The following is a 20,232-nucleotide window of genomic DNA, read 5'->3' as shown; positions in this document are numbered from 1 at the left end:
GAGCTATCTAACGTCGATTCGGCGTTTGACAGCGGCGCGTCGGCGCGACGAGTGGCTCAGCTGCGCTCCGCCAGCAGGGTCTCGGCCGAGGCGAGGAGCACGCACGTCGCGACCCCGTCCATCGCGGCCCGCAGGTCGTCGGTGTTCGGGAAGGTCGGCGCGAGGCGGATGTTCCGGTCGTGCGGATCGGTCTTGTACGGGAATGCCGAACCAGCGCCGGTCAGGGCGATTCCGGCCTCCTTGGCCAGCTCGATGGTGCGTCGGGCGGCGCCGTCGACGACGTCGAGGCTGACGAAGTAACCCCCCTCGGGCTCCGACCACGAGGCGACCTTGGCCTCGGACAGCCGGTCTTCGAGGATCTCGAGCACCAGCTTGAACTTCGGCGCCAGGATCTCGCGGTGGCGCGCCATGTGCGCGCGCACGCCGTCGGCGTCGCCGAAGAACTTGAGGTGACGCAGCTGGTTGACCTTGTCCGGGCCGATGGTCTTGAAACCGAGGTACTTGCTGAACCACGCGAGGTTCTCGTCCGACGACCCGAAGAAGGACACCCCGCCTCCGGCGAAGGTGATCTTCGACGTCGAGCCCAGGACGTACACACGGTTGGGATGACCGGCCTCGGCGGCCATCTCGAGGACGCGCAGCGGCGTAGGTGGGGCCTCCACGAGGGTGTGCACCGCATAGGCGTTGTCCCAGTAGATGCGGAAGTCGGGTGCCGCGGGCATCTCGAGCAGTCCGCGGGTCACCGCCTCGGAGAAGGTGACGCCGGTCGGGTTGGAGTAGGTGGGTACCGCCCACAGGCCCTTGATGCTCGGGTCGTTGGCGACGAGTTCGGCGCAGAGGCGCACGTCCGGACCGTCGGGGAGCATCGGCACCGGGATCATCTCGATGCCGAAGCTCTCGGTGATCGCGAAGTGCCGGTCGTATCCGGGCGACGGGCACAGGAACTTGATCTTCTGGCGGCCCCACGGCTCGTCTGAGTCGGCGGTGCCGTGCAGCAGGCCGAAGACGGTGAGATCGTGCATGAGCTCGAGGCTCGAGTTGCCGAACGCGATCAGGTTCTCCGGAGCGACGGCGAGCAGTTCGCCGAAGATCTCACGCAGTTCGGGCAGGCCGTTGAGGCCGCCGTAGTTGCGGGTGTCGGTGCCCTTGCCGTCGCGGTACTCGTCGCCGGGCAGCGACAGCAGGGCGTTGGAGAGATCGAGCTGTTCGGGAGCGGGCTTGCCGCGGGTGAGGTCGAGCTTCAGACCCAGAGCGGCCAGCTCGTCGTAACGCTTCTTCAGATCCGCCTGGGGTGTCACGTAGTTGGTCGGCACTCATCGAGTGGAAATTCAACGTCTGGACCTTCCGCGGCACGACGCCGGTGCGGGTGTCCGACGCCGCAGACCTGAAATTCGAATCTGAATCTGGGATATAGGGGACCCCGCGCACCCGAGAGAGCCCGTTGACCCTTGCTGCCTTCCGGCCCTGGGGGAGTTCACAGGATGCACGCCGCGCGGGATCCGTCGTCCAGTGTAGCGATGGTTCACAGACGGGTGACACCGGGTGGTCACACGGCCGCGGTGGCCGAGGTCGGCGCAGGCGACGCGGGTGTCCGTCCCCTGAATACGACGAAGGTCCGTGGCGCGACTCCCGTGCGGGGTTGCGCACCACGGACCTTCGGTGGCGGAGGATAGGGGATTCGAACCCCTGAGGGCTGTTAACCCAACCCGCGTTCCAGGCGAGCGCCATAGGCCACTAGGCGAATCCTCCAACGTCGAGATGATAGCCGCCGGGGACTCCCACACCCAAACCCGCCTGCCGGCCGCCCGGTCGGCACTAGGGTCGGGGCATGTCCGATTCCTCTCCCGTGGTCGTGATCGGAGCAACCGGCGGACAGGGCGGTACCGTCCTCGACGCGCTGCTCGACGCCGGTTTCGCGGTGCGTGCCCTCGTCCGCGACGCCGTGTCGTCGAAGGCCGCGGCGCTCGCCGACCGCGGTGTCGAACTCGCCGTCGGCGACATCGTGAGTGGCGTAGGACTCACCGATGCGTTCACCGGGGCGGCGGGCGCCTTCGCGCTGACGACGCCCTTCGAGTCCGGCGTCGACGCCGAGGTCGCCCAGGGCACCGCGCTGATCGAGGCGGCCACCGCAGCCGCACTCCCCTACCTCGTCTTCTCGTCGGTGGCCTCCGCCGACCGCGACACCGGCGTCCACCACTTCGACTCCAAGTTCGAGGTCGAGCGGATGCTCGCCGCCACCGACATCCCGCACACCATCGTCGGGCCGGCCTACTTCTACGACAACCTGCTCGCCGGGTCCGACGCGCTCGCCGCCGGCGTCATGCCGATCGCGATGCCCGCGGATCAACCGCTGCAACAACTCTCGCGCCGCGATCTCGGCCGGTTCGTCGCGACGCTGTTCCGGGACCCGGGTGCGTACACCGGCGAACGCATCGACATCGCCTCCGACCAGCCGACGCCGGTGGAGATGGCGCAGATCGCCGGCGACGTCCTCGGGATCAGGGTGAGCGCGGAATCCTATAATCCCGAACGCATCCCGTCGCCCGACATGAGTGCCATGTTCCGCTTCCTCGGCGACCGCGGATACGAGGTCGACATTCCCGCACTGCACCGCCGGTTCCCCGATGTCGGGTGGCAGAGCTTCGCGGAATGGGCGGCCGAGGCCTTGTGCCGCTGAGCGGAGGACCTCAGTCCCCGATCCGGTTGCCCTTGTCGTCCCAGTGCTCGGCGACCTTCTTGCTGGGCTGCACACGTGGCGGTTCGCCGGGCATCTTCGGGTAGCTGGGCGGATAGGGCATGTCGGCCAGGCCGTTCGCGTCGTCCTCGTGGACCATCTCGAGCAGTTTCTCGATGCCGCGGCGGTGGTCGGCGATGTCGGCCCACGGATCACCGCGATCCTCCAGCAACTTCGGCACCGTCGCCATAGTGCAGTCGTCGGGATCGACGTCGGCCAGTTCGTCCCACGTCACCGGCGTCGACACGCGCCCGATCGCGCTGCGCCGGACGGAGTAGGGCGAGGCCATCGTGCGGTCGCGGGCGTTCTGGTTGTAATCGATGAAGATCCGTTCTCCGCGTTCCTCTTTCCACCACGAGGTGGTTACCCGGTCGGGGTCGCGGCGTTCCAGTTCACGGGCGATCGCTATGACACAACGCCGGGTGGCGATGAAGTCCCACAGCGGCTCGATGGGGACATAGACGTGAATCCCGCGACCACCCGAGGTCTTCACGAAGCCCGTGAAGCCGAGCTCGTCGAGCAGTGGCTTCAGCCCGTCGATCGCCACGCTCCGTACGTCGTCGAATGTCGTGCCGGGTTGCGGGTCGAGGTCGATGCGGAGCTGATCGGGATGGTCATTGTCCGGGTGCAGGGTCGGCCAGGTGTGGAAGGTGACCGTCCCCAGGTTCGCGGCCCACACCAGGTCGGCCGGCACCGTCGGCCGGATCGCGTCGCCGGTTCGCTTGGACGGGAACACGATCGGCGTGGACTGCACGTGCTCGGGACGCTTCTTCGCGATGTGCTTCTGGTAGATCTCCTCCCCCTCGACGCCGTCGGGGAAGCGTTGCAGGAAAGTCGGCCGGTCGCGCGTCGCGCGCATGAGCGGCCCGTCGCCGCTGTCGTCGACGCCGAGTGCGAGCATCCGGTAGTAGCCGACGAGATCCCGCTTGCGGCCGCCGTTCTCACCGAGCTCGGGAAAATAGATCTTGTCCGGGTTGCTGAGGCGGACGGTGATCCCGTCGACGTCGAGTTCTTCTGCAGGAGAACGTGATGCCATGGTCATTCCCCTTCGAGGACGTCGTGCAGGTCGTAGGTGAGCGGGACCTCGAGCTGGTCGTAGCCGCAACTCTCCGGGTCCCGGTCCGGACGCCAGCGGAGGAATTTCACGGTGTGACGGAAGCGCTGGTTCTCCATCTGGTCGTAGGCGAACTCCGCGACCAGTTCGGGGCGGATCGGAATCCACTCCCCCGACTTCTCCGACCGCCAGCGGGTGGGCTCACCCGGCGACGGTTTGTCCGGGTCGAGGCGCATCGGCTCGAACATCTCCTGTAGCTCGACGCGTTTGGCGTCGGAGAACGCTCCCGCTCCCCCGACCATGCGCAACTCGCCGTCGTCGCCGTAGAGCCCGAGCAACATCGAGCCGATCCCTCTGCCCGACTTGTGGATCCGGTAACCGAAGATCACGCAGTCCGCGGTCCGCTTGTGTTTGATCTTCAGCATCTCGCGCTTGTTCTCGACGTAGAGTCCGTCGAGCCGCTTGGCGACGACGCCATCGAGGCCTGCGCCCTCGAAGGCGGAGAACCAGTCCTCGGCAACCGACGGGTCGCCGGTCACCCGGCTGACGTGCATCCGTCGATCCCGGCCACCGGGTCCGACCGCACGCAGCAACGCCTCCCGGCGGACCTCGAACGGCTCGTCCTTGACCGACGTCGATTCCAGTGCGAGTGCGTCGAATCCGATGAAGATCGCCGGCGTCTTCTCGGCGAGCATGTTGACCCGCGATTCGGCGGGATGGATCCGCTGCGCCAGCGAATCCCAGTCGAGCCGGTGCGTGTCGCCGATGAGTGCGGGCACCCCGATCTCGCCGTCGAGGACGACCCTGTCCGGCAGCTCGACCTTTGCCGCGGCCACGACCTCCGGAAAGTACCTGGCCAGGTCTTTCCCTCCGCGGGAACCGATCACCACCTCCTCGCCGTCGCGGAAGATCAGCGCGCGGAATCCATCCCACTTCGGCTCATACGACCAGGCGGTGTCACCGTCGGGCTGCTGCGGCACGGCGGTGACCGCCTTGGCCAGCATCGGGGCTACGGGCGGCATGACCGGAAGATCCATGGCTTCACTGTTCCTCACTTCTCCGGGCGCTGGCAACGACCCGCCCGGAAGTCCGGGCCGACCGCCGGGTCTGGCGCAGAGACAGACCACCGGCGAGACCGGTTCTCATCGCGGGTCGTCGGAGCGACGCGGTAACCTCGACGCGATGTCGACACAGCACGCAGCGGGCCGGTATGCGCCGTCCCCGTCGGGCGACCTCCACGTCGGCAACCTGCGGACCGCCCTGCTGGCCTGGTTGTTCGCCCGCACGACGGGTCGGCGGTTCCTCATCCGCATGGAGGATCTCGACCGCGCGCTCGCCGGCGCCGACGCCCGGCAACTCGCCGACCTCGCCTCGCTGGGCATGGACTGGGAGACCCCCGTCGTCTATCAGACGCAACGACGGGACATCTACGGCCGGATCATCGACCGTCTCCGCAAGGGCGGCCGGACCTTCGAATGCTTCTGCACACGTCGCGAGATCCTCGAGGCCCCGTCCGCTCCCCACGCACCGCAGGGCGCCTACCCCGGCACGTGCCGGAAACTGACCGACGCCGAACGCGCCGAGAAGATCGCCGCCGGCCGGCCGCCCGCGATCCGCATCCTGGCCGACACCACCGAGTTCACCGTCACCGACCTGCTCCACGGCACGTTCACCGGAATGGTCGACGACTTCGTGATCCAGCGCAACGACGGCACCCCCGCCTACAACCTGGCCGTGGTCGTCGACGATGCCGCGCAGGGAGTCGATCAGGTCGTCCGCGGCGACGACCTGCTGTCGTCGGCTCCGCGCCAGGCCTACCTCGCCACGCTGCTCGGCGAGACCCCGCCGACCTACGCCCATGTACCCATGGTGCTCAACACCGACGGCGTCCGACTCTCCAAGCGCGACGGTGCGGTGACCCTCGCCGATCTTGCGGCCGACGGGGTTCCGGCCACGACCGTTCTGTCGCACATCGCGCGGTCGCTGGACCTCGCAGACCCCGGCGAGACCGTCGACCTCCCCACGCTCGCAAGCCGTTTCGACCCCGATGCACTCCCCCGCGAGCCCTGGTTACTGGGGCCCACGGAGTGGTCGTCCTGACCGCTAAGCGGTCGTCGCCAGCAACCTCTGGAGCAGGTCGTTGAGCGTGATCAATCCGATGGCCCGACCGGAGTCGGTGACCAGCGCGAGGTGGGCCCGGCGTTCACGCATGGCGGCGAGCGCCTCGTAGACCGGTTGCCCGGACTCGAACCTCAGCACCGGACGCATGAGGTCGGCGGCTGCCGCGTCCGGCGCCGCGCGCAGGCTGTCGCGCACGTGGACGACACCGTGCACCGGGCCCCGATCGGCGTCGCGCACCAGCAGCCGCAGATGTCCCGAAATACGTCCGGCAGTCTGGATCTCGCCGGCAGTCGCGGTCGGCAGCACCGCCCCCAGGGTGTCGCTGGGCGTGACGACGTCGCCGAGCGTCAGCGATTCCAGTTCGAGCGCGCTGGTCAGATGTGCGTGATACCGCTCGTCGAGTGTTCCGACCGTCGCCGAGTGCTCGACCAGGTGGCGCAACGCGTCGCTGTCCTGTCCGGTGGCGACCTGGTCCACGGGTTCGACGCCCACGCGCCGCAGGCACCAGTTGGCCAGGTGGTTGAGCTGCACGATGATCGGTCGCGTGAGCCACATGAAGGCTCGCATCGGCAGGGCCAACACGATCGCCGACCGCTCCGGGTGGGCGATCGCCCACGACTTCGGGGCCATCTCACCGACAACCAGATGCAGGAACGTCACGATGATGAGCGCCAGCACGAAGCCGACGATGTCGGCAGACCAGTACGGCAGGCCCCAGGTCTCGAACAGCGGCGTGAGCCAGTGATGCACAGCAGGTTTCGTGATCGAACCCAGCGCAAGCGTGCAGACGGTGATACCGAGCTGTGATCCCGCGAGCAGCACCGACAGTTCCGATGCGCTGCGCAGGGCGGCGCGGGCACTGCTACTCGTGGCGGCCTCGTCCTCGAGGCGGTGGCGTCGGGCCGCGATCAGTGCGAACTCGACGGCGACGAAGAAGGCACTCGCCGCGATCAGCGCAACGGTGATCGCCCCGATGACCCACGGGTTATCCATTGTCGGTCTCCCGTCCGGCATCCGATGCCGTTGCGGTGCTCGCTTCGGTGCCGAGTGACATCGACACCAGAGCCGGCACATGCTTCTCGACCTCGAGCACTTCGACGTGGACCACGCGGGGTGGCGCCTCATCGTCGTCGAGAAGCGAGGCGGGATCGGGGTCGATGGTGATCTCGACGGTCTCACCGACCTCGGGCAGTCCCACGAACTCTGCGATCACCAGACCGGCGATCGTCTCGTAATCCCCTTCGGGCAGTTCCCATCCCGTCGCACGGGACACCTCGTCGACGTGGGCGTCGCCTCGGACACGCCAACCGTCGGCGGTCTTCTCGATCGCCGCGGACGCCTCCGGGTCGTGTTCGTCGTCGATCTCGCCGACCAGTTCCTCGGCGATGTCCTCGGCGGTCACGACGCCGGCGAAACCACCGTATTCGTCGATGACGATGGCCATCTCCTCGTGTGCGGTGGAGAGGTTCTCCAGCACCTCCGGCAACGGCAGGGTCGACGGCACCACGACGGGGCGGCGGCAGAGATCACCCGCGGTGGCGGTCGGATCGGCCTTCGAGGGTTCTTTTTGCAGCGCGTACGACCATTCGAGGAGGTCGGGGAGATGTACGACGCCGAGCACTTCGTCGTCGTCTCCGGCGACCGGGTAGCGGGTGTGTCCGGTGCTCATCAGCGCCAGCACCTCGGACGCGGGCAGCGACGCATCCACCTGGTCGGTGTGCGGACGCGGGATCATCGCGTGTTCGGCTGTGCGCGTGGGAAATTCCAGCACGCGATCGAGCAGCACGGACAGGTCCTCGGGCAGTTCGCCGGCGTCGCGGGACTCGGCGACGATGTGTTCGAGGTCGCGGACCGACGCCGAGTGCTCGACGTCGTGGACCGGCTCGATACGCAGGGCGCGCAGCAACAGGTTCGATGCTTTGTCGAACAGCGCGATCAGCCAGCCGAAGACGGCCAGATACATCGTGGTCGAACGAGCGAGCCACAGCGCGACCGGTTCGGGCCGGGCGATTGCGAGGTTCTTGGGGAAGAGCTCACCGAAGACCATTTGCACCACGGTGGAGAACAGGATCGCGATGATCGTGCCGACCGCGACACCGACTCCCACGGGGATGCCGACGTTGTTCAGCAGGTCGCCGACGCCGGAACCGATCAGCGGCTCGGCGACGTAACCGACGAGCAGGCCGGTGACGGTGATGCCGAGCTGGGCGCCGGACAGCATGAACGAGGTGCGTCGGGTGACGGAGAGCGCGCGCTTGGCGGCGGCGTCACCGGATTCGGCGCGCGCCTTCAGGCGGGAGCGGTCGACCGCCATGAAGCCGAACTCCTGGGCCACGAAGTAGCCGGTGACGGCGGTGATCGCGAGGACCACCAGAATTCCCAGGAAGATTCCGAGAACGGTCAGCATGTCGCCGTCCGATCAACGTCGACGCCTGGGACGCCGGGGATGTTCTCGCAGTGGACTGTGGGCCCGGAACGCGGGTCAGGGCCCGGTTCGGAACAGGGTGCGGACGGGTGTCGTCGGCGTTTTCGGCGCTTTGCGCGTCTCATCGTCTCTCTCGCTGGTGCTCGAATACCCCTACAGGGTGCCGAGTGTTCGGGGGTGTTCGCAACCTCGTTGCGATGGGTTCACAACGAATCACCGTTCCGCACGGTTCCGGCACGTGACCCACCGCACGCCGGTCGCCGACCCGTTCAGTCCCGCATCGAACCGTAGTAGCGCCGCAGGAACTCGTCGCGGTACTCGATGTACGTGCCGTTCTCGATCGCCTGTCGGGCCCGGTCGACCAGCGTGACGATGAACGACACGTTGTGCAGGGTCGCCAGCGTCGGGCCGAGACCCTCCTTCGCCTTGAACAGGTGATGCAGGTAGGCGCGGCTGTACTGCGAGGTGTAGTTCTCGATCTCTGGGTCGAGCTGCCGGAAGTCGTTGCGGTACTTCGCGTTCGTGACGTTGTATCGACCGTCGAGCGAGTAGATCGCACCGTTGCGGGCGACGCGCGTCGGCGACACACAGTCGAAGGTGTCCACGCCGTTCTCGATGGCGGTGAAGATGTCGTCGGGTTCGCTGATGCCCAGGAGATGCTTGGGCGCGTCCTCGGGCAGTTCGTCGTTGACCCAGCCGACGATGGTGCCCAGGTTGTGCTTCTCGAGCGCGCCGCCGATGCCGTAGCCGCCGAAGCCCTTTCCGCCGGTCTCCCGGTCGGCGTCGCTCAGCGCGACCAGATCGCGCGACGCCTTGCGCCGCAGATCCTCGTACTGGGCTCCCTGGATCACACCCCACAACGCCTGCTGGGGCCGATGCGCACGCTCGACACTCAAGCGGTTGTGCTCGGCCAGGCACCGGATGGCCCACAACCGGGTTCGTTCCAGCGAATTTTCCTGGTAGGCACGGGTATTCATCAATGTGGTGAGCTCGTCGAAGGCGAAGATGATGTCCGCACCGAGCTGGTGCTGGATCTGCATCGACACCTCGGGGGTGAAGCGATGCGCCGAACCGTCGAGGTGCGACTTGAACGTCACCCCGTCGTCGTCGACCCGCGAGAGACGTTCCTTGCCCTCGGCGATGAGGGAGTCGTCGGGGCTGACCTCCATCGCGATGACCTTCTTGAACCCCGCGCCGAGCGACATGACCTGGAACCCACCGCTGTCGGTGTAGGTCGGGCCCGACCAGTTCATGAAGGCACCGAGCCCGCCGGCCTGATCGATGATCTCGGGCCCCGGCTGCAGGTACAGATGGTAGGCGTTCGCGAGGACGGCCTGCGCACCCAGCTCGGAGACCGACTCGGGCAGGACGGTCTTCACCGTCGCCTTGGTACCCACCGGCACGAAGGCGGGGGTCTGGATCGCGCCGTGCGGGGTGTTGATCACCCCGGTGCGGCCGCGGGTGCCGGGCAGGGTGGTGCCGACGGTGTAGGCGGGGTCGGCGACTTCGGTTCCGGTACTGCTCACCGGTGCATCCTCCCAGGTCGGCGCCCTCCACCCCAAACCGGCGGCGGCGCGGTCGGGCCCTTCGGCGGCCGTGACGACCGACCGGTCCGGCATTCCTGGATTCGATACGGTGGGACCATGTCGTGCAGAACGCGCCGCGCCATCGCCTCCGGGGCCAGGGTCGCCACCACCGCATTCGGCCTGTCGTTGGCCCTGTTCACGCTGTCCGCCTGCGGTTCGGAACAGGATGTCACCGACACCTCCGCGAACAGCGTGTCCGCATCGGCGGAACAACCCGCCGACGCCCCGTCAACATCCGCCCCTGTCGTCCCCGGCCGCAAGCCCGCGTCGGCCCGCGCCGACTCGGTCACACCGCGCGCCGACGCGGACGAATCAGGAAGCGGCCCCGGCACCACGTGCGGCAGCATCCCCGGCCCCGACGGCGCGCTGCGAGTGTTGATCCTGGCCGGCGACGTCGAGTGCGACGACGCGAAGTCGGTCGCGGACGATTACGGTCCCAAGATCGTCACCGGCGCGCAGCAGTCGGTCTCCGGCTGGACCTGCGGGCCGTCGCAACTGCAGGGCGTACTCGCCGCCTGCCAAAAGGACGCGACGGTCATCGGTTTCGCACCCTGACCCCCGAAACTCGCTGACCGAACCGCCTTGACCCTCACGCGACGTCAGACCCCAAGGTTGCTCATGTGAGTGAAGAGAAGCACCGACCGCGCCCCGCTCCCTCGTCGGACCTGACCGTGGGCGTCGTCGCGGGGATGGTCGGCGTCAGCGTCCGCACACTGCACCACTACGACCGGATCGGTCTGGTGACACCGTCGCGCCGCACGCCGGCGGGATACCGCGTCTACGACGACGCCGACGTGGCACGGCTCTACCGTGTCCTGCCCTACCGCGAACTGGGCTTCTCACTCGAGCGGATAGCGACTCTGCTCGACGATCCCGATGCCGACGAATTGCATCAGCTCCGGGCGCAGCACGAGCTGCTCACCGACCGGATCGATCACTTGCACCGGATGGTCGCAGCGGTGGAGGAGATGATGAGCGCGAAGAAGCAGGGAATCCAGCTGTCGGCGGCCGAACAACGCGAGATCTTCGGCGAGAACTGGCCCGGCGAAGAGTACGCGGCGGAGGCCGAGGAACAGTGGGGCGAGACCGACGCGTGGCAGGAGAGCCAGAAGCGCGCCGCCCGGTTCTCGAAGGAGGACTGGCGGCAGATCAAGGCCGAGACCGACGACCTCGAACGACGCCTCGCCGACGCGATGCTCCGAGGACTCACGCCCGGTACCGCCGAAGCCGATGCCCTCGCCGAGGAGCACCGCGCGCAGATCGGCCGGTTCTACGACTGCACGCACGAGATGCACGTCGGGCTCGCCGACGTGTACGTCACCGACCCGCGTTTCACCGCGCACTACGACGAGCAGGCCCCCGGGCTCGCCGTCTACCTGCGCGAGGTCATCCGGGCCAATGCCGAGAAACGCATCTGATCGACGCCGGCCGGTGTCTGCTCACTCGTCCAGATAACGCTTCCGGAGCGCTTCCGGCACAGCGGGATCGAGTCCCAGCCCGTCGCGGAAGTAGCCCTCGATGTCACCGAACTGTGCGGTCATCTCCTCGAAGGCGCCCTCGAGGTAGTTCCGCTGGACGCCGAGGATCGGCTTCAACACCTCGGGGTCGCCGCCGGCCGACTGGAACGCGGCGAAGACCGGGTGCAGTGCCGGGATGAGCTCGTCGTTGGTGAGCAGGTAGTCCTCGAACACCTCGTCACGTCCGACACCGAGCACAGAGAGGAAGGTGGCGGCGGCCCAGCCGGTCCGGTCCTTGCCGGTCGTGCAGTGGAACAGTGCCGCTCCCGGCTGTACGGGCTCGGCGAGTGCGCTGAACAGCCGGTGGTAGGCCGCATGGGCGCTGGGCAGGGTCAGGATCTGCCGGTAGGTGCCCTCCATCAACTCCGCCGCCTTACCTCCACCGAGCGCCTCGCTCACCGCGGCGGCCGCGGCCGGATCGGCGACCACCTCGTTGAGACGGGCCGGGATCGCGGTCGACGAATCGGCCAGCACGTCCAAGGGGACCTCGGCGACGCCGGGCAGTGCCGGGTCCGGCGCAGCCGAACGCTCGGCAACCGTGCGGAGGTCGTAGACGGCCGTGATACCCAGCGCGTCGAACTTGGCGAGGTCGTCACCGGCCAGTCGGTGGAGCTCGGTGGACCGGAAGACCAGACCGGGTCGGACCCGGCGTCCATCGGCGGTCGTCCATCCGCCGAGGTCCCGGAGATTCGGCACGGTGGAAAGAGACAAGGCGTGGGCGTGGGTGAGGTCGGTCATGACGAGAGATTCTGACAGGCGGATCCGACGACGATTGGGCCCAGCGACCGAAATGTGGCACCGATTCACACACCGCGAACCTGGTGAGGCACTTCGGTGGCGTCGCGACGACGAGAAGTTAACGCGAACTATGGTGTTACTCCCGGGTAACGGCAATATCGTGCCGTCTTCGGAGATTGCCCTGGCCCAGCCATTCTTTCCCCCGGAAAGGGGACACCGAAACCCAGTCCGCGGGATTCCGGACACATCATGAGGATTACGGCCGTTCACCCCAAACGCGCTGTTCGCGGACGTAGCGGGCACTTCGAACCGGACCCCGGAGCCGTTACAGGTTGCCGGGGCGAATTTCGTGCCAGGTTCGCCCTCTGTGACCTGCGCGTTCGCATTGATATGCCGGATATGCCTGGGCTAAGTTCCAACGTATGTCCAGCAAAGTGACTGTTCACGGTCGCACACTCAGCCGAGTCACTCGGGTATTCGACGGGACGTCCCAAGGACTGGTCGACGGCACAGACCCACTCATCAAGGGCGAAGCCGCGCGAATCTTCAAGAACCTCTGAATTCACCCCCAGCCTGTCGTACTGCTCACCGGCGGTACGGCAGGCAAGTCGGTTATGCCGACACAACGACAGAAAGTTGGACGATGTGGTCTTCGGATCGGGCGGCAGCGATGCGTGATGCCCCGGAGCCTGGCGGCACCCCCTCTGACGCGACCCTGATCGAAGGCCACGGACTCTCCGTGGATGCTTCCTGGGGCCACATCTACGGCCCGGTCGACCTTCGGGTCCGCACCGGCGGGGTCACGGTCATCGCCGGGCCGGAGGGCCGAGGCCGCACCGCACTGCTCCTCACCCTCGCAGGTCGCATGAAGCCGACGAAGGGTGAGCTGGTCGCCTTCGACCGCGCCAACGACGCCCACCACCTGTTCGAGAACGCGGCTGTCGCGTGGATCGACGAGGTCGACGGGATCGAACAGACCATCCGTGTCAGCGACGTCATCACCGAGCAGATCCGGTGGTCGGCGCCTTGGTACAAGTGGGTCACGCCCGCGCGCGAGGAAGACCTCGAGCGCATCTGCCGGCCCGTCTTCGGTCCCTACCCCCTTCCCGCGATGGAATCGTTCGTCGAGGAACTCCCCGAGCTGACCGCGGCTCTCTTCCGGATCGCCGTGGGCAACCTGCGCCGTCCGCCACTGCTGGTCGTCGGCGGAGTGGACAACCTGACCCGGCGCGAGAACCAGGTCCATCTCATGGACCGCCTCGTCGACCTGGGCCGCACCCAGACGGTGATCACCGCCGACATCAACGCCGTGTCCCCGGCCGGCGGCGTCCGTGACGTCATCCCCGTCGACAACCTCACAGATGGCCAGTTCGTCGGCCTCGAGCACGAAGATCGGACGTAGGAACATGTTTGCCGCATTCTCGCCGGGCAGCGACATCAAGCGCTACTACCGGGGCCGGATGCCCCGGCTGGCGCTCGTGGTCATCATGCTCATGCCGCTCCTCTACGGCGCGATGTACCTGTGGGCGTTCTGGAATCCGTTTGCCGCCGCCGACAAGATCCCCGTCGCACTCGTCAACGAGGACACCGGTGCAGTCGTCGAAGGGCAGAAACTCGACGCCGGCTCCCAGGTCGCGGCCGGACTGATCGAGTCCAAGCAGCTCGATCTGCACGAGGTCTCCGCCGCCGAGGCCGCCGACGGTGTCGCGCACGGCAAGTACTACTTCTCGATCACGCTGCCCGCCGACTTCAGCAAGGCGATCGCCTCGCCCACGAGCGACAAGCCGCGTTCGGCGCCGCTGGTGTTCACCTACAACGACGCCAACAACTACCTGGCGACGATCATCGGTCAGGACGCCGCCCAGCAGGTCGTCAACAAGGTCAGCGCACAGGTCGGCGCGCAGACGTTCGAGATCGTCCTCAACGAGGTCGGGGACCTCACGCCCAAGCTGACGGAAGCGGCCGACGGCGCGAACGAACTTGCCGCCGGTCTGAAGACCGCCGACTCGGGCGCTCAGGAGCTCGCGTCCGGTCTCGGCCAACTCGACTCCGCACTGATCAAGGCCACCGATCCCCTGCTCAACGCACTCGGCGCCGACCAGACCGGTCTGTCCTCAGCCGAGGTGAATGCGGCCGCAGATCGACTCGCCCGCAATGCCGGAGCGGCGTCGAACGAACTCACGACCGCCGCGAATCAGCAGTCGCAGGCCAGCAAGGGCCTCGACGCGGTCGTCGCCCAGCTGAGTTCGTCGGCGGATCCCACGATGCGATCTCTCGCCAATGCCCTTTCCCCCGCACAACAGTTCCTGCGCACCAGCGGACTCGGACCGGACGCGAACAACCAGCTCACCCAGCTGAACAACGACGCCAACCTGCTCTCGCAGCAGCTCGGCAATCCGAACAGCCCCCTCCGCCTCGGACTCACCCTCGTCGAGAACGGCGGCCTTCGCGACGACATCCTCGCCGCACGCGGTGCCGCCAACGAACTGAAGAGCGGCTCAGCCGAACTCAGCTCTGGCCTCGGTGAGCTGAGCGCGGGTGCCGACGAACTGGCGTCCGGTCTGGAAGAAGGGGTCAAGGCCATCCCGTCCTGGACCAACCAGGAGAAGACGGAGATCGCCAAGACGCTGGCGCAGCCCGTCGAGTTGCAGGAGGACTACACGCACGAGGCCCCGACCTTCGGTACCGGCTTCGCTCCGTTCTTCATGTCCCTGGCATTGTTCGTCGGCGGCATCATCACCTGGATGTTGTTGACTCCGCTCCAATCCCGCCCGATCGTTCAGGGCTTCTCCTCGCTGCGCGTCGTATTGGCCTCGTACACACCCGCTTTCGCCATCGGTTTCATCCAGGCCACCGTGCTGTACACGGTGGTCACCTTCGCGGTCGGTCTCCGTGCCGAGTACCCGATAGCCACGTTCCTGTATCTGTTGCTCGTGGTCGCCACCTTCATGGCGATGATCCAGATGTTCAACGCCGTCTTCGACGTCGCGGTCGGACGTGTTGTGACACTGGCGTTCCTGATGGTCCAGCTGGTGTCCGCCGGTGGTATCTATCCCGTGCCGACCACGGCCACGCCGTTCCAGTACATCCACTACGTAGACCCGATGACCTACACGGTGGAGGGCCTCCGACAACTCACGGTCGGCGGCATCGACTACCGACTGTGGCTCGCCATCGGTGTCCTCAGCGGAATCACCTTGGGCTGCCTGGCCATCTCGTCGTGGGCCGCCCGCCGAAACCGCCAGTACACGATGGACCGTCTGTATCCGCCGGTGGAAGTCTAGGGAGGTCAAGACAGACAAGCCCCCGTGACTGTCGTCTACCTCGAGTAGATCGCTTCAACCGCCCCCATTTTCGGTATTGAGCGCCTTAGCATCTGAACACCAGGAGGAATACATGACACCTAAATCGAACTCGCAAGCCCGCGCCACGACCAACATCGGCGACAACCTGAACCTGCGGACCGTCTTCACACGCCCGGGCGAGGCCACCGATCTGCCCAAGTTCTCGATGGCCGACGACATGCTGTTGCCCGAGACCGCCTACCAGATCGTCCACGACGAGGCGATGCTCGACGGCAACGCCCGCCTGAACCTCGCAACCTTCGTGTCCACCTGGATGGACGACGAGGCGAAGAAGCTCTACTCCGAGACCGTCGACAAGAACATGATCGACAAGGACGAGTACCCGCAGACGGCCGCCATCGAGGACCGCTGCTGGAAGATCCTCGCCGATCTGTGGCACAACCCGAACGTCGACAACGCCATCGGCACCTCGACCATCGGTTCGTCGGAGGCCTGCATGCTCGGCGGCCTGGCCCTCAAGCGTCACTGGCAGGCCCGCCGCAAGGCCGAGGGCAAGTCCACCGAGACCCCGAACCTGGTGCTGTCCACCGCTGTTCAGGTCTGCTGGGAGAAGTTCTGCAACTACTTCGAGGTAGAGCCGCGCTGGGTGCCGATCAGTCCCGAGCACATGGTCCTCGACGGCCATGAGCTCGAGAAGTACGTCGACGAGAACACCATCGGCGTCGTAGCCATCATGGGCCAGACCTACACCGGCATGTACGAGCCGGTGAAGCAGATCGCCGCCAAGCTGGACCAGATCCAGGCCGACACCGGCCTCGACGTGAAGATCCACGTCGACGGCGCGTCGGGCGCCATGATCGCTCCGTTCTGCCAGCCCGACCTCGAGTGGGACTTCCGCGTCGACCGCGTCGTCTCCATCAACACCTCGGGCCACAAGTTCGGCCTGGTCTACCCGGGTGTCGGCTGGATCGTGTGGCGCGACACCGAGGCCCTGCCGGAGAGCATGGTCTTCCACTGCAGCTACCTCGGTGGCGACATGCCCACCCTGGCACTGAACTTCTCGCGCCCCGGCGCCCAGGTGCTGCTGCAGTACTACCAGTTCCTGCGTCTCGGCCGTGAGGGCTACCGCCAGGTCCAGCAGGGTTCGCTCGACGTCGCGCAGTGGCTGTCGTCGGAGATCGCCAAGATCGAGGCCTTCGAGCTCGTCAGCAAGGGCGACACCATCCCGGTCTTCGCGTGGCGACTGAAGTCGGGCCATACCGAGAACTGGAACCTCTACGACCTGTCGGATCGCCTGCGCATGAAGGGCTGGCTGGTCCCGGCCTACCCGATGGCCGACGACCTCGCCGACCTGACCGTCCAGCGCATCGTCGTCCGCGCCGGCCTGAGCCACGACCTCGCGCGTGCCCTCATCGCCGACATCCAGACCGAGGTCGACTTCCTCGATCGTCTCGAGGGCCCGATCCCGGCCGAGGGTGAGCGCTCGCACTTCCACCACTGATCGCGAGATCGTCGCGATCCCCTGATGTGTCCCCGGCCTGGCATCCCCATCCAGGCCGGGGACGCATCGTCGCATTCACAGACAGGTAGAAAATGAGTATTGCCGCGTCAGCCCCCAGACGCAGCACGGCCTTCATCCCGACCCTGGACAAACAGTGTTGGGGCTTCATGATCGGATCCGCACTCTTCGCGTTGAGCGCGGCGCCGGGCTTCGGCAGCTGGGCGGGATCGTCGGCCGTCAATGTCTGCTGCTTCGTCGGGGCGTGGTTCTTCACCGCCGCCGGCCTGATCCAGCTGATCCTGAGCGGCCCGGTGACGACCAAGGTCGACTACGGCAGCGGCATCATGGTGCGCGCCGACTGGCTCGCGGCGTCGACCCAGTCGCTGGGAACGATCCTGTTCAACGTGAGCACCACCGCGGCACTCACCGCGCATTCGATTCCCTCCCAGAGAGAGTTCGTCTGGTCTCCAGACGCCGGCGGATCGATCCTCTTCCTCGTCAGCGGCTTCATGGCCGTTCGCGGCTACCGGCACGCACACAAGTTCTTCGATCCGGGTTCGGCGGGCTGGTGGTCCGTACAGATCAACCTCATCGGATGCATCGCCTTCGGCGTCGCCGCGGTGGGCGCCTACATGTCCAGGGGCGGAGTCACGGTCGACACGGCGATGGCGAACTGGGGAACCTTCATCGGGGCGATCTGCTTCTTCCTGGCGTCCCTCGTGGTCCTCCCGGCCTGGAACCGGAACTCCTCGGGTGAGTCGGCATGACCGGATCACGTACACAACCGGATCCCGGCGGGGGCGCACCGGCACCGGGGAGCCGGGGATGACCGAGTTGTTCCGGAACGACGTCTCGTCGGCGCCCCTGCCCCCGAAGGTGATCGCGGCGTGGGAGCGCCGGATCGGCTTGCACCGCAGCAACATACCTGCCGAGCCGATCCGACTCACCGGACCCGACGGCATGCGCGACTTCGGGCAGCACGTCGAGGTGCAGACCGATGACCCCGGTTCGTTCGACTCGCTGATGTACGTACGTCAGCTCTCGATGATCGGCACCTTCTGCAGCCTGCACACCCCGCTCCAGGTGTCGCGGAACCCGCGCCTCATCTCCGAGCAGCCCTCCGAAGACCTGGTCATCGGGGTTCACACCCTGGAGGGCAGGCACATCATCCGCCAGGGGTCACGCGATTTCGCCTATGGCCCCGGACAACTCGCCTTCGTCAGCAACGCCTCCCCCTATCTCGAGCGGACCTTCGAGATCAATGACCCTGCGGGCCTGGTGATCCCGCTCGAACTCCTCGGGAACCAGCGCCGTGTCGCCGAACAGGCCCGCCGGCCGGTCGCCTCCCATACCCTCCTGGCGCGCGCGACCGCCTCGTTCATCCTGCAGTTCGCGTCCGACACCGCAGTCGGCGTGACCGAACCCGACCCGGACACGGAGATGGCCGCCATCGAACTCGTTCGCGCTGCACTCGGACAGCTCGACTACGACAATCGACAGATCACCGACAACGCCCTCTACGTGCGAGAGGCGGTCTCCGACCTCATCGAGCGTCACCATCGTGACCCGTCGTTCACCCCGAACGCGATCGCCCGCTACCTGCACATCAGCCGTCGTCAGCTGTACCGGCACTTCGAGGACACGGAGGACTCGTTGGCCGCACGCATCGCCGACCGCAGACTCAAGACCGCCTGCGAGCTCCTCCGGACGCGTCCGGACATTGCGGTCTCCGAGGTCGCCAGGGTGTCCGGCTTCCCGTCGAGTCCCACGATGCGCAACCGCTTCCGGGCCGAACTCGGGATTGGCCCCAGCGAGTACCGCGCCCGTGCGGCCGCCGAGATCGACGCCGCGGAGAACTGGGAACCACCGACCGCGTGACACCTGGCTGAGGCGGACCTCAGCTGAGCAGGGCCTGCGCCACCCGCTCCAACGCGGCGACGCGACTTCCCTTGACCAGCACTGCATCTCCTTCGCCGAGGTCGCCGAGCGCGGCAACCGCCTCGTCGACACCGGAGGTGTGGCGCGCGGTGTCGCCGTAGTCGGGTTCGTCGACCGCGATGACCTCGATGCCGAGCTCGTGCGCCTCGAGTGCGATCGCGTGATGCTGGGCCGGGGAGTCTGATCCGAGTTCTGCCATGGTGCCGAGAACGGCGACGCGTCGTCCAACCGGCAGCGCGGCGAGCGACTTCAGTGCCGCCGACATCGACGTCGGGTTGGCGTTGTAAGCATCGTTGAGCACGATCGTGCCGTTCGCGGTCTTGGCGAGTTCCATTCGCAGACCAGACAATTCAGCGGCCGACATGCCGTTGGCGATGTCCTCGACGGAGACTCCGAGACCGCCGCCCGCCGCAGCGGCCGCGAGCGCATTGGGAACCTGGTGCTCACCCCGCGCGCCGAGACGCACGTCGGTCGAACCCCACGGAGTGTGCAGCCGGAAGGACGCTCGCAGCTCGTCGTCGACGACGATGTCCGATGCGTACACGTCGGCGTCCGGCGACAGGCCGTACCGCAGCACCCGGGCCGAGGTGCGATCCGCCATCGCCGCAACGTAGCGGTGATCGGCGTTGAGGACGGCGATCCCGTCGGCCGGAAGGGACTCGACCAGCTCCCCCTTCGCGCGGGCCACCGATTCGATGTTCCCGAACAACTCGAGGTGGACACCTTCGACGCGGGTGATCACGCCGACGGTCGGGCTGGCGATGGAGCACAGCAGATCGATGTGGCCGATCCCGCGCGCACCCATCTCGAGGACCACGGCCTCGACGTCGTCGGTCGCTCCGGCCAGGGTCAGCGGGAGGCCCAGTTCGTTGTTGAAGGACTTCTCGCTCGCCGCGGTGCGGTAGGTGGTCTGCAGGACACCGGCGAGGAGATCCTTGGTGGAGGTCTTGCCCACCGAGCCGGTGATACCCACGACGCGGTCAGGGATCCGACGGCGGACCGCGCGACCGAGGTCGGCAAGGGCGAGGGCCGTATCCGGGACCCGGATGGCGGTCCCTCGAGAGACCACGTCGCGCGAGGTGAAGTAGGCTGCCGCGCCGCCCTCGAGGGCAGACGCGATGAAGTCGTGCCCGTCCCGCTCGGCGACGATCGGCACGAACAGCTGCCCGGGCCGGACGTTGCGCGAGTCGATACTCGCCCCGTCGATCTGGACGTCGGGACCGATCAACTCGCCGCCGACTGACGCTGCGACCTCACTCGCCAAGAAATGCACGACCTCACGCTAGCCGACGGCCGCCGACCGGCTTCCCGAG

Annotated in this window: 16 protein-coding genes, 1 tRNA gene, 1 other RNA gene and 1 pseudogene; 9 read left to right on the top strand and 10 right to left on the bottom strand. The window is 67.0% G+C overall.

The window, feature by feature from the left end; all coding sequences use genetic code 11:
- Positions 1-56: 56 nt before the first annotated feature.
- From RVF83_RS07685 to RVF83_RS07675, 3 genes and pseudogenes are all read right to left on the bottom strand, one after another.
- A pseudogene (locus RVF83_RS07685) lies at positions 57-1,332 on the bottom strand (aminotransferase class I/II-fold pyridoxal phosphate-dependent enzyme).
- A 77-nt stretch (positions 1,333-1,409) separates the two neighbouring features.
- Positions 1,410-1,504: signal recognition particle sRNA small type (gene ffs, locus RVF83_RS07680), an RNA gene on the bottom strand.
- A 156-nt stretch (positions 1,505-1,660) separates the two neighbouring features.
- Positions 1,661-1,749: transfer RNA gene (locus tag RVF83_RS07675), tRNA-Ser, on the bottom strand.
- Between the two features lie 79 nt (positions 1,750-1,828).
- Here RVF83_RS07675 and RVF83_RS07670 point away from each other — a divergent pair.
- Entirely contained in the window at positions 1,829-2,677 is an 849-nt protein-coding gene (locus RVF83_RS07670) for an NmrA family NAD(P)-binding protein (RefSeq protein WP_005200495.1), read from the top strand.
- A 10-nt stretch (positions 2,678-2,687) separates the two neighbouring features.
- Here the strand turns inward: RVF83_RS07670 and RVF83_RS07665 are convergent, their stop codons facing one another.
- Together RVF83_RS07665 and RVF83_RS07660 are read right to left on the bottom strand one after the other, a co-directional pair.
- Complete coding sequence (locus RVF83_RS07665) at positions 2,688-3,770, bottom strand: DNA polymerase domain-containing protein (protein WP_005200496.1); 1,083 nt, start codon at positions 3,768-3,770, stop codon at positions 2,688-2,690.
- A gap of 2 nt (positions 3,771-3,772) precedes the next feature.
- On the bottom strand, positions 3,773-4,825 hold the full coding sequence (locus RVF83_RS07660; RefSeq protein WP_005200497.1) for an ATP-dependent DNA ligase: 1,053 nt from the start codon (positions 4,823-4,825) through the stop codon (positions 3,773-3,775).
- 145 nt (positions 4,826-4,970) lie between these two features.
- Between RVF83_RS07660 and gluQRS the strand changes: the two genes are divergently transcribed.
- Positions 4,971-5,888: a tRNA glutamyl-Q(34) synthetase GluQRS gene (gluQRS, locus tag RVF83_RS07655; protein WP_005200498.1), complete on the top strand. Its 918-nt coding sequence runs from the start codon at positions 4,971-4,973 to the stop codon at positions 5,886-5,888.
- Between the two features lie 3 nt (positions 5,889-5,891).
- Here gluQRS and RVF83_RS07650 read toward each other — a convergent pair whose 3' ends face one another.
- From RVF83_RS07650 to tgt, 3 genes are all read right to left on the bottom strand, one after another.
- On the bottom strand, positions 5,892-6,902 hold the full coding sequence (locus RVF83_RS07650; protein WP_005200499.1) for a hemolysin family protein: 1,011 nt from the start codon (positions 6,900-6,902) through the stop codon (positions 5,892-5,894).
- Positions 6,895-8,316, bottom strand: coding sequence for a hemolysin family protein (locus RVF83_RS07645; protein WP_005200500.1), 1,422 nt, complete (start codon positions 8,314-8,316; stop codon positions 6,895-6,897). The genes RVF83_RS07650 and RVF83_RS07645 overlap by 8 nt, the downstream gene beginning before the upstream one ends.
- A gap of 287 nt (positions 8,317-8,603) precedes the next feature.
- The gene (gene tgt / locus RVF83_RS07640) at positions 8,604-9,860 is read right to left on the bottom strand and encodes a tRNA guanosine(34) transglycosylase Tgt (protein ID WP_005200501.1); all 1,257 of its coding nucleotides are present in this window, start codon (positions 9,858-9,860) and stop codon (positions 8,604-8,606) included.
- Between the two features lie 117 nt (positions 9,861-9,977).
- Between tgt and RVF83_RS07635 the strand changes: the two genes are divergently transcribed.
- Positions 9,978-10,475 carry a hypothetical protein gene (locus tag RVF83_RS07635; RefSeq protein ID WP_005200502.1) on the top strand — a complete coding sequence of 166 codons (498 nt, stop codon included), beginning with the start codon at positions 9,978-9,980 and terminating at the stop codon, positions 10,473-10,475.
- A 65-nt stretch (positions 10,476-10,540) separates the two neighbouring features.
- The gene (locus RVF83_RS07630; RefSeq protein ID WP_005200503.1) at positions 10,541-11,338 is read left to right on the top strand and encodes a MerR family transcriptional regulator; all 798 of its coding nucleotides are present in this window, start codon (positions 10,541-10,543) and stop codon (positions 11,336-11,338) included.
- A gap of 21 nt (positions 11,339-11,359) precedes the next feature.
- On the opposite strand, the gene RVF83_RS07625 is transcribed toward RVF83_RS07630, so the two are convergent.
- A complete protein-coding gene (locus RVF83_RS07625) occupies positions 11,360-12,175 on the bottom strand; it encodes a tyrosine-protein phosphatase (protein WP_005200504.1) in 816 nt (271 codons plus the stop codon).
- 670 nt (positions 12,176-12,845) lie between these two features.
- Between RVF83_RS07625 and RVF83_RS07620 the strand changes: the two genes are divergently transcribed.
- The 5 genes from RVF83_RS07620 (at position 12,846) to RVF83_RS07600 (ending at position 18,859) form a co-directional block, all read left to right on the top strand.
- Complete coding sequence (locus tag RVF83_RS07620) at positions 12,846-13,577, top strand: ATP-binding cassette domain-containing protein (protein ID WP_005200505.1); 732 nt, start codon at positions 12,846-12,848, stop codon at positions 13,575-13,577.
- Between the two features lie 4 nt (positions 13,578-13,581).
- Positions 13,582-15,459, top strand: a complete 1,878-nt coding sequence (locus RVF83_RS07615) for a YhgE/Pip domain-containing protein (RefSeq protein ID WP_005200506.1) — start codon at positions 13,582-13,584, stop codon at positions 15,457-15,459.
- A 112-nt stretch (positions 15,460-15,571) separates the two neighbouring features.
- Complete coding sequence (locus RVF83_RS07610) at positions 15,572-16,981, top strand: glutamate decarboxylase (protein ID WP_005200508.1); 1,410 nt, start codon at positions 15,572-15,574, stop codon at positions 16,979-16,981.
- 92 nt (positions 16,982-17,073) lie between these two features.
- A complete protein-coding gene (locus RVF83_RS07605; RefSeq protein ID WP_005200510.1) occupies positions 17,074-17,748 on the top strand; it encodes a hypothetical protein in 675 nt (224 codons plus the stop codon).
- A 58-nt stretch (positions 17,749-17,806) separates the two neighbouring features.
- Complete coding sequence (locus RVF83_RS07600; protein ID WP_005200513.1) at positions 17,807-18,859, top strand: helix-turn-helix domain-containing protein; 1,053 nt, start codon at positions 17,807-17,809, stop codon at positions 18,857-18,859.
- A gap of 19 nt (positions 18,860-18,878) precedes the next feature.
- On the opposite strand, the gene RVF83_RS07595 is transcribed toward RVF83_RS07600, so the two are convergent.
- Positions 18,879-20,192: a UDP-N-acetylmuramoyl-tripeptide--D-alanyl-D-alanine ligase gene (locus tag RVF83_RS07595; protein WP_005200515.1), complete on the bottom strand. Its 1,314-nt coding sequence runs from the start codon at positions 20,190-20,192 to the stop codon at positions 18,879-18,881.
- Between the last annotated feature and the right edge of the window lie 40 nt (positions 20,193-20,232).

The organism is Gordonia rubripertincta, from assembly GCF_038024875.1.
GTDB classification, from domain to species: domain Bacteria; phylum Actinomycetota; class Actinomycetes; order Mycobacteriales; family Mycobacteriaceae; genus Gordonia; species Gordonia rubripertincta.
Note: the sequence above shows the minus strand (reverse complement) of the source record. Positions and strands in the feature narration are given on the sequence as shown.

Coding starts and splice junctions, on each gene's coding strand:
- RVF83_RS07670 (WP_005200495.1), top strand. CDS start 1,829: ATGTCCGATTCCTCTCCCGTGGTCGTGATCGGAGCAACCGGCGGACAG.
- RVF83_RS07665 (WP_005200496.1), bottom strand. CDS start 3,770: ATGGCATCACGTTCTCCTGCAGAAGAACTCGACGTCGACGGGATCACC.
- RVF83_RS07660 (WP_005200497.1), bottom strand. CDS start 4,825: ATGGATCTTCCGGTCATGCCGCCCGTAGCCCCGATGCTGGCCAAGGCG.
- gluQRS (WP_005200498.1), top strand. CDS start 4,971: ATGTCGACACAGCACGCAGCGGGCCGGTATGCGCCGTCCCCGTCGGGC.
- RVF83_RS07650 (WP_005200499.1), bottom strand. CDS start 6,902: ATGGATAACCCGTGGGTCATCGGGGCGATCACCGTTGCGCTGATCGCG.
- RVF83_RS07645 (WP_005200500.1), bottom strand. CDS start 8,316: ATGCTGACCGTTCTCGGAATCTTCCTGGGAATTCTGGTGGTCCTCGCG.
- RVF83_RS07635 (WP_005200502.1), top strand. CDS start 9,978: ATGTCGTGCAGAACGCGCCGCGCCATCGCCTCCGGGGCCAGGGTCGCC.
- RVF83_RS07625 (WP_005200504.1), bottom strand. CDS start 12,175: ATGACCGACCTCACCCACGCCCACGCCTTGTCTCTTTCCACCGTGCCG.
- RVF83_RS07620 (WP_005200505.1), top strand. CDS start 12,846: ATGCGTGATGCCCCGGAGCCTGGCGGCACCCCCTCTGACGCGACCCTG.
- RVF83_RS07615 (WP_005200506.1), top strand. CDS start 13,582: ATGTTTGCCGCATTCTCGCCGGGCAGCGACATCAAGCGCTACTACCGG.
- RVF83_RS07610 (WP_005200508.1), top strand. CDS start 15,572: ATGACACCTAAATCGAACTCGCAAGCCCGCGCCACGACCAACATCGGC.
- RVF83_RS07605 (WP_005200510.1), top strand. CDS start 17,074: ATGAGTATTGCCGCGTCAGCCCCCAGACGCAGCACGGCCTTCATCCCG.
- RVF83_RS07600 (WP_005200513.1), top strand. CDS start 17,807: ATGACCGAGTTGTTCCGGAACGACGTCTCGTCGGCGCCCCTGCCCCCG.